Genomic DNA, 13,210 nt, shown 5'->3' with positions numbered 1-13,210 from the left:
GAGCAGGAGCAGGAGCAGGAGCAGGAGCAGGAGCAGGAGCAGGAGCAGGAGCAGAGTGGTCTTTTGCCGGTGTGTTGGTTCGTAAAGCTTCTAAGTGGTCGGGGTTGTAGTTAAGCCGATTACTGAGATTTGCCCAGGAGTAGCTCTTACCCAATTGCGAAGCTTTGAATGCTATATCGCGGTATTCGAATGAGAAGCCGTTCATCTTACCGGTAGAAGCAATGTTAGCCGTCCAGCCGACTTTTGCTTCTTCCAGCCTTTTGATAAAAGTTAAAAGGTCAGGTGTATCTGCCAAACTTTTATCAAGTATCTGTTGGAGAGCTTCCTTGGGGGAGGGAAGGCCTATCCGTTCTGAAAGCATTTGTTCATTACGGGATACCTTTCTTCGCTTCTGTTGCTTTGGTGTAATGGAAGGTGCTGTCTTGGTCACTGTCAGACCGTGAGCGATTTCGAGTTCACTACAAATTCGTGTGCTTATAAGGTTTTCGTTCCTACCCAAGTAGAGCTTCCCACCAGCTATGTCGATTCTGCTGGCGATAATGTGTATGTGCTGACCAGCAGAATCGTCATGAAGCACATAGCAACGGAGATGGGTATCACCGAATCCCATTCTCCTCATATAGTCATCTGCGATGCTGGACCATTGTTCAGCCGTTAGTGATTCACCGTTGGGTAAGCGAAGCGAGTTGTGCCAAACTGGTTTTGCGACATCCTGGCGAAGATGTTTGGTGCTATCGAATTCAGCGATCAGTTCAAGGGCTGAATCACCTAACATGTTCCCGCCAATGACGATTGGATCACTTTTATGATGTGAACCTGGCTTCAATGCATATTGAACAACACCAGCGAAGCTCTTACCCCTTTTGATCTTCTGCATACCCTTCATCGGGGTTGCTCCATATGTCAGCATTTATCAGGTGCTGGCGAAGCTCTTTAATTAATCTTCTAACAGCAAATAGTTCAGTATGGGTAAGCTGGCTATCTTTACTCTTGCTATAGATATGAAGAGCAATACGGTTTAGCTTATGATTGATCTCACCCAGGGTCTTCCAGGTATTGATGTTTACAGGAGGCACAACCGTTGGCAGCTTCTGTAACGAAGCCATTCGAAACCATTCGCCTTTTGCATAATCTCCTCTCAATGTGTTTAGCTTGCTCAATTCTGCGTTATTCAGACGAACACTGACACAGTGAGTTCTGAGTGTCTCTGGTATCAGGTTTGAGGATTGTTTTATTTCGGAGGGGATTCTTTTTACAATGCAAGGCATTGATGGGTTTAATTCCATATAAACTCCTATGTTTTAAATATATCGCATAATCCTTATGCTATATATTGTTTATAATCTATCGATTTTAAAAGTCAATATGACGGAATGGTTCTAGGTATTGCTCTAAATTTATTATTAATGTTGATTTATGGTTTTAATCTCTATAATTTAACTTAAGACATTGAAAATATGCTAGTGAAAATTGTTGGTTTTTAATGACTTTGATTGAAAATTATGATTTGTGTATCTCAGATGATAAATAGTAAAATAAGAAATACCGTGGAATAATTCAGTAAGGTTAAAGAATGTTGCGGGATGTTAGTTTTTTGTTGTAGTCTCTCTTAGTGGCATTAATTTTTAAAGATCGAAAAGGAATGACATGGATACCAATGATAAAAAATTAGCTCAGTGTTTGAAAATTAAATTTGGCACAGCACCTGATTGTCCAACACCTGATCAACTTGAGTTGATTAAAAAAGACATTAGAGCATTGTTAGCTAAAGGTCTTGAGCCTACAGTTAACGATTGGTTTGAGGTGGTAAGGAGATACTGTCCTAGAACTGGAAGATATTCCTATAGCGGAATTGATAACTCAGATTTAACTACACTATTACAATTGGCAACTAAAAAATAGGAACATTTATAATGAGTCTTGATAATTTTAAAAAAGAAATTGAAGTAGCACTGCGGATCAAAAACTGGTCTCCTACAAATTCTCAGTTGGAGGAGATTGCTAAAAGATTAAAAGAGTTTGATGGGGAACCTACACGAGCTAACATCGAAAGCTTAGTTTGTGAAGTCCTGGGGTCTATAAATGTTGCGGGTTTAGAAGGAGTTGATAACTCTGATCTAACTACGTTACTTTTACTTGCAACCAAGACGAACTCAGATGATGACAAATGAGCAAGCAGTTATTGATGCAGAAGCTAAAATTGCACTTTTGAAGCAAAAATATGTTTCTCATATGACCCCAATAGTTCTTAGGTTGCAGAGCAAAGGAGCAGATCTCTCTCTATCAGAGTTACTTCAGTGTCAGCAATTAGGTGCTGATTATTTTAATTTTGTAGAGTCATTTGTTGGAAGTAGTGGTTTGCTAGGAGCTCATGTTAATGGTAAATGGGTTACTGGTTTTGCTGAAAACTGTCATAGCGTTTTGATGGCTATCATTGTTCATCATAATTTCCTGCGAAGTCATTCTGAGGTTTTGGGAACAAGTCTTAACAGACCTGATGAGAATGCTTATGCAAATATGCAAAGGATGACAAAAGAATATCTTCAAAATGAAAGTTGGAAGAAATTAGAAGGGCTTTTTGCCATTAACAATCTTCCCACCTCAGGATTTAAATATGAAGGGGCAAAGGATTTGAAAGAAACTCCAAGATGGCAGCTTGTTACAGGATTATGCGTAGGATTGGTTTTTTCGCTGATAATTTTAGCTCTTGTTGTAATTATCCCTAATCCAACACCTGTCCAGATTTTTACTTTCAGGGGGCTGATTGCCATATCTCTTGCGGCCATCGCAGCAATCATACCGGGGCTTCTGAATGTTGAAACAAGGTTCCAACGTTTTTCTGTAAGAGCAACGGGGGCTATAGCAGTATTTGTACTTATATGGTTAATAAACCCCCCTTCTTTATTGAACAGCTAATAAAGATAAGTAATATTATCTTGATGCTCAAAGGTCTCTTGAAAGAATTATTTTTTTCAGAATTAGTGTTTTATTATTTAACCATATTTCCATTGAGCCCTTTTCAATCGTAGAGCGGAAAAGCAAGGCAACACAGAGAAGCATAGCTTCTCTGTGTTAGCCCTTGCTTGAGTTGACAAAACGTAAAAGGATGTTAGTTAATATATATTAATTGTAGGAGGGTTTTATGAATAAAAAAATAATGAAGTATATTGTGATAATTTATATCGCCTCAATTTTAGCATCCTTAATTTATTTAAACTTATCGGACACTTTTTCGATGAGGTATTTCGAATTGTCCGGTTTAAAAGAAAAAGTCATCACTACCTATGTAGCGGTTTCATTGTTTTTTTCACCATTATTATGTATGATATCGGATGCTATTAACAGTGAAAAATAGAATTCTTCATTTTTCAGATTTATATTTCAACATATTTTCCTTATATTCAAATCGTGCAACGATAGCTTTTACTGTTAGTAATATGGTATAGAGGCAAATGACAAGATAACCAATGTTATTTATCATGAATTTATCAAAAAAGTCTATAGACGTATTGGGTAATGTTTTTAAAGTTAGTAAGGCAGTTGTTAGAGCACTTACTGAAAATAAAACAGTATCATTTGCTGATTTAATCAGATCACGTTCAGTTTTATTTTTTAATTCTACCAAACGATAAAAGAAAGGTATAACAATACAAATTGGAAAAACTAATAAATATGGTGAGCTAAGGTCAAAGAAAAAAAATAATATTATGAGAACAAATAATAATTTTATGCTTTTTTTGTACGTGTCTATCAGCGGTTTTGGAATTTTTTTCATAATTTAATTCATTTTTAATTGAGCCAGCAGTGGCTGGCTCTAGTGGTTAGGCTGCCAGACCTTCATTGGGGCGATCTGAATCTTCTCTGCTATCTTTTTCAGCAGCATAAGTAGATTCACGTGACTTAGTAGACATCCCTGAGCCGTAGATCTTCTGAGCTTCACTATTTTCTGGTTTCCAAGCCCAGTTTGAAACATCTACTTTTTGTTCCGATTCCATTTTTTCAAGAAAATTTAAACCAAATACATTCATAGTTCACCTGCTATTTGAAGTTAACCAATTTGCAATGGACCCGGAAATATCCATGCCGGATAAATCTTCGATCCACAACCATTGACCAGCAGAATTCACCTCTAAGAACCACCAGTCATTATTTTCATCAACGATGAAATCTAAAGCCCCATATCGAAGGTTTAACTTAGACATTAAGGAATTTATTTTTTCCTTCACCGAAGTGGGTGCATCAATTTTCCAGTGCGGTGTATTAGGTATATCGTATCTACGCCAGTCTATTTTTGCCTTGTTTGAATGCTGAGAGTCTATAGCACAAGCAAAATGTTCATCTTCAATTACTGTGTATCTAACTTCAAATTTTTTATTAACATATTTTTGAAGAGTAATTGGATTTTCTGAATAGTTTGCAAAACTTTCTAATTGTTCTAAAGTTATTTTGTTTACATATAGACCTAATAACTCACCTGATTCAGAGATATACATATCTTGAGACATGAATTTAAGAACCGAATCAGGGTAAGTAGTTAAGAAATTTTTGAGGTCTTCTTTGGAGTTTGAAGTTATAAATAGTGGATTATTTAGCCCAACTTCATTAGCTATCTTGTGTTGAAAATACTTGTTATCAGCGAGAGTTGCATCTCTTACATGATTAAACCAGCAACTTTCAGATAATGCATTATATAGACCAAAAAGGCTTTTATTCCATTCAGATCGCCATAATCTGAAACCATTACTTTGATCTTGCTGTTGTTCAGAATTGACTTGAACAGATACCCGCCTTGGCCAAACACATTTTACGGATGAATTTTTGATTGTTTTTCCGTTCTGGGAGATAGTCCATTCAGAGCCATCAAAGCTAATTTTTGTATCTTTAAGGGCTTCTATATCTAAATTCAAACGGAAATAGTTATCACCGAGTTTCATCGAAACTATGTCTGCATGAACATCGTTACTGTCAGTAAGTATCAAGATCATTGTTAGGATGTATCTGAATTTTTTTGTTTACTTAATATCCGATAGTTATGTTTCATCGTCAATATTAATTTTTATTGAATATAAGGTATTGATTTAAAAGTAGTTTAATCACCGCATTGGTTTTCATAATTTAATTTACATATGATATTATATCATTTCTTTTAGTCTTTCTTGTAAATTACCTTGCTTTTACTTGACTTAGTCAGACTTTTGTACTCGATAGCTTTGTGCTTCTTGTGGCTATGGAGTAATCTAATGTGTAATAAAACTATGCTAAGGGTCCAATCGATTACTATGTATATCAATAAATTAGCTATTAGAAATTATAAAAACTTTCGAAGCTCAAATTTCTGCTTTGTTAAAAACTCAGTGAATACAATTATCGGTGAGAATGCTTCAGGTAAAACAAATTTGTTTAATGCTATGCGATTGATTCTTGATGACTCACTTCCAATGAATTCAAGAGTTCTATCAGGTGAAGATTTTTATCGTGGCTTAAATGACCCCTTCGGGCACTGGATTATTATCACAATGTATTTTGATGATTTAAGTGAATCTGAAGAAGAACAGGTTATTGCGAACTATACAATAAATAATGGTAACGAAGAGGCATTAAAAGAAGGAAATTATACATTTATATATCGCCCAAGATTTCATATTAGGCAAAAGCTATACGAGTTAACTGTAGATAATAAAGATTTAGAATCAAGATTAGAGGCTTTTACAGAGTTGAAATCAACTTGTATAATATCCAAAGAGACTTACGAGGCTGTCGCTTTTGTTAGAACAAAAGTTGATTTTAATAATGACGAAGTTTATAAGCAAGTAGTTGGGGATTTTGAAAATTACATTTTTTCAAATCCCAATGAAGATGATGCTACAGTCATTGGTGTAAAAAAACCGCCATACTTCGCCTTAGGTAGTGAAGTTGCTTGTACTTATGTCAAGGCTCTTCGCAACGTGGTAGCTGATTTAAAGTATTATAAAACTAATCCACTGTATAAATTGCTCACTTTAAAAAGCAAACAAATTGATGATAGAAAAGATATTTCTGAGAATGTTAAGAACATTAATGAACAAATTTCAGCAATTCCTGAAATTGCTCGACTAAGTAATAAAATATCAACATCTTTACTTAATACGGTTGGCTCAACATATTCGCCAAAAATATTGGTTTCATCACAACTACCCGAAGATTTTACTGAATTAATCCAATCACTTGGATTAGTAGTCGAGGATTCTTTAGATTATGACGGTTCAGGAAGAATTGATGATTTAAGTCTTGGGGGGGCAAATTTAATATATTTGGCTTTAAAATTATATGAGTATGAAGAAATTAGAGATGCTGAAGAGCATATAACTCATTTCCTATTGATTGAAGAACCAGAGGCTCATATACATAATCATATTCAGAAAACTTTATTTGACAATTTTAATTTTCAAAATACTCAAGTCTTCGTTTCGACTCATTCAACCCAAATAAGCTCTGTTTCTAAAATCTCGTCGATGAATATTTTGGCTCGGCAACGAGGATATACAGATATCTATCAGCCTTCCAACGGACTACAGCCAAAAGAAATTTCGTCAATTGAAAGATATCTTGATGCAATCCGTAGTGATGTGTTGTTTGCTAAAAGTGTAATTCTCGTAGAGGGTGATGCTGAATTAATAATAATCCCAGAACTTATAAAGGTCACTTTAGGTATTAGCTTGGATGAATTAGGTATTAGCTTAATAAAATTGGATGGGACTGTATTTAAGCATATTTCAAATCTTTTTCATAGTAATAGATTAAAACGCTATTGCGCAATTTTAACTGATAAAGATTTGGCATATGTGCAAGAACCGGATGAACTATTTGATGCTGATTTCGTTGAATCTTTGAAAAACGCTGAGACTGACGGTTTACGCAGAGAACGAGAGTTGGCAGAGTATGTAGAAGGCAATCAATTTGTCTCCGTTTTTTATGCAGAGAATACGTTTGAAACAGAGCTTGTTCGGTATGATGAAAATTCCGATCTTTTCAACAGTGTCATTAGGACAACATATAAAAGATCAGGTGATATTGAGCGAGTTGTTGCAGGTATTAATTCCGATGATTTACGGGTAAGATTTAGAACTGCTCTTTTTTTCGCCAATAAAATAGGTAAAGGGTGGTTAGCTACTGAAATGGTAGAGTATCTCCATAATGAGAATCGTGTTCCTGACTATATATTAAAAGCGATTCATTTTGCACTTAAAGATAGAGAACTGAATGCTGTGCTTACTAAAATGCTTGCCTATAATATGTCTTTAATGGGAACTCACTGGGATGATGTATGCAACAAGATTAATTCTGAACCTGATTTTGATAAAAAGATGCAAGAGTATAGGAAACATTTCAATGATAGCTTTTCTAGATTTTGGGAGTTGTAATTATGCCATATAGAAATTTGACATCTGAACAACTAGATGCTGTAAAATTTGATGGCAATCTATTACTTACAGCTTGTCCAGGTTCAGGAAAAACAAAAACATTGGTTTCCAAACTTTGTTTTATCCTTGAAAATAAGGAGTTGTTTGATATAGGTAAGAAAAAAATTGTGGCATTGACATACACTAATGTTGCAGCAGATACTATTCTCGAAAGAATTATTTCATATGGTATAAATAGCGATTCATTGTGGATTGGAACAATACATAGTTTTTGTTTAAATTGGATTATAAAGCCTAACATTGATAGAATTCCAAGGCTCAGCAAAGGTTTTAATGTAATTGATGAGTATGAAAAAGAATTTATATTAAATGATCTGAGAGAACGTTATAACTTATCTCCTTACGATAAAATAGATACGCTTTTAGACTTAAGTTTTACTCCGGTATATTCTCGAAATACTGCTGAATATTCAGTGGTAAAAGCCTATCACTCCTATTTGTATGAGAATCGATTAATCGATTTTGATTTGATTTTGAATTTAACGTGCAATTTATTATTGAAGAATGATGTGCTATGTGAAAGACTATCTTTAATTATGCGATATATTTTAGTCGATGAATATCAAGATACCTCTCATATTCAATATGAAATACTAAGGCTTATAGTAAGTAAAAGAAATTCCTTGGTTACTTTTATTGGTGATAAAGAACAAGCAATATATACTGGATTGGGAGCGGTTGTTAAAAATAGAGAAGAGTTGTTCAATTACTTCAACCTTGAAGAATTAGAAGAAATGAGGTTAACCGGTTGTTTCCGTAGTAGTCAATCGATCATAGATTTTTATAGCAAATATAAAGATGATGCCTATTATATTAATTCATTGTCAGAACTGAAGACATTTCCTTCTGTGATACTCAAGGAAAATAGTGTTGATATCACCCAGTTGTCTGTTTATGTTTCAGGATTAATAAGAACTCACTTAGAACAAGGTATTTCTCCTGGTGAAATTGCTGTTCTATGCCCAAGTTGGTTTGATGTAATAAAATTATCCAATGAAATTATATCACTAAATTCTGATCTGGATATCGATGGTATTATGGTTTCTCCCATACCTAAAAATAATGAAAACTTGTGGCTCAATCTTGTAAAGCTTGCTTTAATTGAAAAGAATCCATCTAATTATCTTGTTAGGCAGAAACTTTTGCGAGATTTACTCAAAGAATTAAATGATTTAGAGTCATATACAAAATTCTTATCTCCAAAGCAAATCATAAAAGAAATAAATAAAATAGAATTTGCATTGGATTATAATTGTGAAATAGATATTTGGATAAAAAATCTTATAACTAACTTCTGTAGTTCATTAGGATTGGATGTTAATAATCAAAGCTATGCTTATAAAGAAATGATCTGCTTGATAGATGCTACTAAAAAACGAATGGCTAAATATAGTATGAACTATAGGGCAAATGATCTTCATTCTTTTTTTAATTTTAAAAGCGGAGTTAAAATTACGACTTGTCATTCGACAAAAGGAGATGAGTACGATGTCATTATTTGCACCGGGCTATTAAATGGAAAAATACCAAATTGGAATGACATTATAGATTGTAGCCCTGCACATCAAAATTATGTGGCTCGCAGGCTCTTATATGTCATAGGGTCTCGTGCAAAAAAACATTTATATTTGATATCTGAAAGCGGTCATAAGACACAAAAAGGTTATCCATATCAGGTCACTCCACAGCTTTAAGTACCCTTTGGTAGCAATAACTTTGGTATTATTGCTACGGGGAAATATAGTACTTATTTTCTTTTCTGCTTTGTCAATTGTTTAGGCAGCATAAGCTTTTAACCTTTGAGCTTGCACATAGCCGCTCCACCATTGCATGAGAACCACTCGTTCTGCGAGATAATCTGCGCGATTATATGCGGCAATTATTTCATCTTTCTTCGAGTGAGCAAGGGCCGCTTCTAAGACATCTGTCCTGAACTTACCCGACTCCTCTGCGGCCGTTCGTGCAATAGATCTCATTCCATGGGCTACAAGCTCTCCACCAAAGCCCATACGGATTATGGCCGCATTCGCTGTTTGTTCATGCATATGATTGAGTGGAGCTTTGATACTGGGGAAAACCCACTCTCTGTGCCCACTGATGGCTTTCATTGAATCCAATATTCGCAAAGCTTCTTTACTTAATGGGACCTTATGTGGCTTCTTCATTTTCATAAAATCGGATGGTATGTTCCACATGCCGGTTTCTATATCAATATCTGACCATCTTGTGCGAACAGCTTCACCAGGGCGAACCCATGTGAGAAGTTGCCACTCAATCAGTAGCCTTGTTTCTAAACGGATAGAAGCATTGTTTAGAGCAACCAGGAAGCGGGGGAGTTCGGAAGGGGGTAATGCTGGCATATTCTGTTTCTTCGGCTTACTGAACCGTTGCCCAAGGTTATCAGCAGGATTGAACTCGATAAGTTCCTCAGTTGCAGCATAACGAAAAATTTCATTTAATCGGGAAATGATTCGCCGTAAAGTTTCGAGGACTCCTCTTTGCTCAATAGGATCGAGATGTTGCTTTAAGAGTTTGGGGCGGATCTCATTGATAGGAACATTACCCAAGCCGGGAAAGATATTTTTCTCCAGGCTTCGCCAGATGTCTTCTGCATGGTCTTGTGAGATACCTGAGGTCTTTACCTTCTCATCTAACCATTTCCTTGCCACGGTTTGGAGAGTGTGTTCAGTAGCATTCTTTAAGGCATTAGCTTTATTGTTGTTATGGACTTGAGGATCAATGCGATTGGCAAGCAAGGAAAGGTATTCATCTCGCAAGGCTCTTGCTCTTGCCAGAGTGAGGTGAGGGTAGGTCCCAAGGCTCATTTTGGTTCTTTTCTTACTCACTGGCACCGCATATCTGAAATACCAATTCTTCTTCCCTCCTTTTGCGAGAGGAGCGATTCGCAGGATCAAACCATCACCGTCAAACAAGTTGATTTCTTTGTCGGCTGGCTTGGTGCTTTTGATTTCAGTGTCAGTGAGCTTCTTAGCGATTTTTGCCATTTTGGGACCCTCGGTTTTTGGACCCTTCTTAGTGGGTCCCATTCAGGGTGCCATAACTCGTAGTTCTCAGCAATTCTCGCTAGACTACAATAGACGTAAAAAAGCCCGCAGAGCTTGTGCTGTGCGGGCTTAGTAGACTTTACTGAACTTCAGTACATCAATATTTGGTGGAGCTGGCGGGAGTTGAACCCGCGTCCGAAATTCCTACATCCTCGGTACTACATGCTTAGTCAGTCTTTACATTCACCTGGCACCTGCGGACAGACACGCCACTACCAGACTAGCCTGATTAGATTTAACGCTTCAACCCCAGGCAGGGCCTCCACGCGATCTCTTTTGGGTTTGACCTCTCTTTGATCCCCGTCTTAAGAGCGGAAGCTAGGGAGAGAGGGCTCAGAGCAGGTTATTAAGCTGCTAAAGCGTAGTTTTCGTCGTTTGCGACTATTTTTTTGCGGCTTTTTACGAGGCCAACCGCCCCTCGGCATGCACCTTGGGTTTCGCGAATCCCGTCGAATCCAGAATCAGCCCCAATGTGTTAGAGCAAGTATAACAGACTTGTGACACGCGTGACCAGCCCCCGCAACCCCTAATCCTCAAGGATTTACCGCTCGCGCAGTGCTTCTTTTGCGCGATTAAACGGTTTGATTAAATAGTCGACGATGGTTTTTTCACCTGTTTTTATATCCACTGTGGCAATCATTCCCGGTACGATGGAGAAATGGCGTCCCAGTTTGTTCTGTAAGAAGTCCTGATGGGTGCGGATAAACACGCGGTAGTAGAATATTTCCGGTTTCACTTTGTCCTGAATAGTATCCGGGGAAATAGTTTCGACTACGCCTTCCAGACCGCCGTAAATCGCGTAGTCATAAGCGGTTATCTTCACCAGCGCCCGTTGGCCGGGGTGGATGAACGCGATATCGCGCGGAGACAGGCGAGTTTCAATCAGCAGATGATCGTCCAGCGGTACAATCTCCATCATCTCGCCATTGGGCGGGATAACGCCGCCAATGGTAGTGACCTGGATGTTTTTCACAATACCGCGCATCGGCGCGCGCACGGTCAGGCGGGTGACGGAATCCTCGCGTCCTTTCAAAATAGCCGCCAGCATATCCACTTCGGCATTGGCTTTTGACAGCGCTTCCCGCGCCTGCACGAAGTATTGTGAGCGCAGATCGGTGATTTTTAATCCCAAATCGCTTTTTTGTCGTTGCAGGCGCAGCACTTCAACGTGGCTGGCGGCACCACTTTTTTCCAGCCGTTGGGTTATGGCCAGCTCTTTATTTACCGAGACCAGCGCATCCTGCAGTTCTGCCATAGAATCAGCGAGCTGCGCGCGACGGCTTTTATACAAGCGCGTTTCGGAGGCGATGAGATCCGGCCAGGCGCGTAGTGAAGCGGGAAAAATGAGCGGCAGATCGTTAACTTCGGCATTGAGCCTTGCGCTGGAAGCCAGTGAGGCGCGATAGCGGGCGGCGCTCTCCCCAACGTTGGACTCAGAGCGAGTGGGGTCGAGGCGCGCGACAATCTGATTAGCCTGTACTTTATCTCCTTCGCGTACCGTGAGCTCGGCGAGAATGCCGCCATCCAACGACTGCAATACCTGCTCGCGCGAACTGGGGATTACCTTCCCGCTGCCGGTCGAGACTTCATCCAGCTTGCCGAAATACGCCCAGATACCCAGGACGGCAAACAGCAGCGTGCTGAGCAGAATAATGCGGCTGGCCCCGGAGAAACGGTGCTCGCGGCGGATATCGAGGTCGTCCATGGCAGCGTCATGCGGATTGGTTTTCATTTTTCCACTCCCGACCGTGAGTAGGGGCTGGTGCCCGGCTCGCATTCAGCGCCTGCGCTTTCGGGGCATCCATGACCAGTTGACCTTCTTTTAACACCACTACGCGCTCGACCAGCTCCAGAACCGGCACGCGATGGGTGGCGACAATCAATGTTCGGTTGCCCAGCCACTGGTTCAGGCGCTGAATAAACTCTCGTTCGGTATGTTCATCCAGCGAGGCGCTGGGTTCGTCGAGCAGCACGATATTGGGCGATCGCAGCAGCATTCTTGCCAGCAGGATCGACTGCCGTTGTCCACCGGACAGACCGTTGCCGCCCTCCATAATGGGGTGCGCCAGCCCTTTGGCGAGTTGTTTAACGAAAGCTGCCGCGCCGCTGACCTCCAGCGCTTCGAAGATCTGCGCGTCGCTGGCATGCGGTGCGCCGAGGGTCAGGTTCTCGCGCAGGGTGCCGAAAAACAGTCGCGCATTCTGACTGAGAAAACCGATATTGCGGCGTAAATCGGCCATATCGATCTGCGCCAGGCTCAGGTTATCGAGTCGGACATCGCCCTGGATAATCTCCACGCCGCCCGCCATGGCCTGCAGCAGTGTTGATTTCCCGGCGCCGTTACGCCCGAGGATCGCCACCCGTTCGCCGGGCATGACCTCCAGACGTGAGATGCGCAGCGGAACGCGTTGATCGTCGCTGTGGTAGCGAAAGTGCGCGTTTTCAAACAGATAATGGCCGTGAAAAATCTCCTGATGTACCCGGTCTTCATCGTACTGCGTTTCGGTGGGAAGCTGCATGATGCTGTCTAACCCCATCTTCGCCGCCTTGACCTGCTGCCAGCGGGCCAGCACGCCGCACAGGTTCGCCATCGGGGCAATCATTCTGGAACCGAGCATCGACGCGGCCACCACCGCGCCGGTGGTCATTGTGCCTTCAATGACCATGAACGCCTGCCAGTTTTTG

General features: G+C 39.8%; 13 protein-coding genes and 1 other RNA gene. 5 read left to right on the top strand and 9 right to left on the bottom strand.

Annotated features, from left to right (window positions below; genetic code table 11):
• Window positions 1-886, bottom strand: an 886-nt coding sequence (locus tag FDW87_RS19155) for a relaxase/mobilization nuclease domain-containing protein (protein WP_137380065.1), incomplete at its 3' end; no start/stop codon positions are given.
• Window positions 855-1,268 carry a hypothetical protein gene (locus FDW87_RS19150; RefSeq protein WP_137380068.1) on the bottom strand — a complete coding sequence of 138 codons (414 nt, stop codon included), beginning with the start codon at window positions 1,266-1,268 and terminating at the stop codon, window positions 855-857. The genes FDW87_RS19150 and FDW87_RS19155, both read right to left, overlap by 32 nt.
• A gap of 379 nt (window positions 1,269-1,647) precedes the next feature.
• On the opposite strand from FDW87_RS19150, the gene FDW87_RS19145 reads away from it, so the two are divergent.
• The 3 genes from FDW87_RS19145 to FDW87_RS19135 are packed head-to-tail and all read left to right on the top strand — an operon-like array spanning window position 1,648 to window position 2,916.
• On the top strand, window positions 1,648-1,902 hold the full coding sequence (locus FDW87_RS19145; protein ID WP_137380064.1) for a hypothetical protein: 255 nt from the start codon (window positions 1,648-1,650) through the stop codon (window positions 1,900-1,902).
• A gap of 11 nt (window positions 1,903-1,913) precedes the next feature.
• Window positions 1,914-2,171: a hypothetical protein gene (locus tag FDW87_RS19140; RefSeq protein WP_137380063.1), complete on the top strand. Its 258-nt coding sequence runs from the start codon at window positions 1,914-1,916 to the stop codon at window positions 2,169-2,171.
• Entirely contained in the window at window positions 2,158-2,916 is a 759-nt protein-coding gene (locus tag FDW87_RS19135; RefSeq protein WP_198924050.1) for a hypothetical protein, read from the top strand. The genes FDW87_RS19140 and FDW87_RS19135 overlap by 14 nt, the downstream gene beginning before the upstream one ends.
• A gap of 445 nt (window positions 2,917-3,361) precedes the next feature.
• Here the strand turns inward: FDW87_RS19135 and FDW87_RS19130 are convergent, their stop codons facing one another.
• From FDW87_RS19130 to FDW87_RS19120, 3 genes are read right to left on the bottom strand one after another with little or no spacing between them, the layout of a single operon-like run.
• A complete protein-coding gene (locus FDW87_RS19130) occupies window positions 3,362-3,775 on the bottom strand; it encodes a hypothetical protein (RefSeq protein WP_137380062.1) in 414 nt (137 codons plus the stop codon).
• A gap of 46 nt (window positions 3,776-3,821) precedes the next feature.
• Window positions 3,822-4,028 carry a hypothetical protein gene (locus FDW87_RS19125; RefSeq protein ID WP_071698745.1) on the bottom strand — a complete coding sequence of 69 codons (207 nt, stop codon included), beginning with the start codon at window positions 4,026-4,028 and terminating at the stop codon, window positions 3,822-3,824.
• 3 nt (window positions 4,029-4,031) lie between these two features.
• Window positions 4,032-4,934, bottom strand: coding sequence for a hypothetical protein (locus tag FDW87_RS19120; RefSeq protein ID WP_124302410.1), 903 nt, complete (start codon window positions 4,932-4,934; stop codon window positions 4,032-4,034).
• A 306-nt stretch (window positions 4,935-5,240) separates the two neighbouring features.
• Here FDW87_RS19120 and FDW87_RS19115 point away from each other — a divergent pair, with 306 nt between their 5' ends.
• Window positions 5,241-7,400: an ATP-dependent endonuclease gene (locus FDW87_RS19115; RefSeq protein WP_227659664.1), complete on the top strand. Its 2,160-nt coding sequence runs from the start codon at window positions 5,241-5,243 to the stop codon at window positions 7,398-7,400.
• A gap of 2 nt (window positions 7,401-7,402) precedes the next feature.
• Window positions 7,403-9,154, top strand: coding sequence for a UvrD-helicase domain-containing protein (locus FDW87_RS19110; protein ID WP_137380061.1), 1,752 nt, complete (start codon window positions 7,403-7,405; stop codon window positions 9,152-9,154).
• Window positions 9,155-9,235: 81 nt separating this feature from the next.
• Here FDW87_RS19110 and FDW87_RS19105 read toward each other — a convergent pair whose 3' ends face one another.
• The 4 genes from FDW87_RS19105 to FDW87_RS19090 form a co-directional block, all read right to left on the bottom strand.
• Window positions 9,236-10,465: an integrase domain-containing protein gene (locus tag FDW87_RS19105; protein WP_170975121.1), complete on the bottom strand. Its 1,230-nt coding sequence runs from the start codon at window positions 10,463-10,465 to the stop codon at window positions 9,236-9,238.
• 165 nt (window positions 10,466-10,630) lie between these two features.
• Window positions 10,631-10,994, bottom strand: a transfer-messenger RNA (tmRNA) gene (gene ssrA, locus FDW87_RS19100).
• Window positions 10,995-11,066: 72 nt separating this feature from the next.
• Window positions 11,067-12,230: an HlyD family efflux transporter periplasmic adaptor subunit gene (locus FDW87_RS19095; protein WP_137380066.1), complete on the bottom strand. Its 1,164-nt coding sequence runs from the start codon at window positions 12,228-12,230 to the stop codon at window positions 11,067-11,069.
• 7 nt (window positions 12,231-12,237) lie between these two features.
• A partial coding sequence (locus FDW87_RS19090; RefSeq protein ID WP_137380059.1) for an ATP-binding cassette domain-containing protein occupies window positions 12,238-13,210 on the bottom strand: 973 nt, incomplete at its 5' end.

The sequence above is a fragment of the Citrobacter sp. wls826 genome, assembly GCF_005281245.1.
Taxonomy (GTDB): domain Bacteria; phylum Pseudomonadota; class Gammaproteobacteria; order Enterobacterales; family Enterobacteriaceae; genus Citrobacter; species Citrobacter braakii.
Note: the sequence above shows the minus strand (reverse complement) of the source record. Positions and strands in the feature narration are given on the sequence as shown.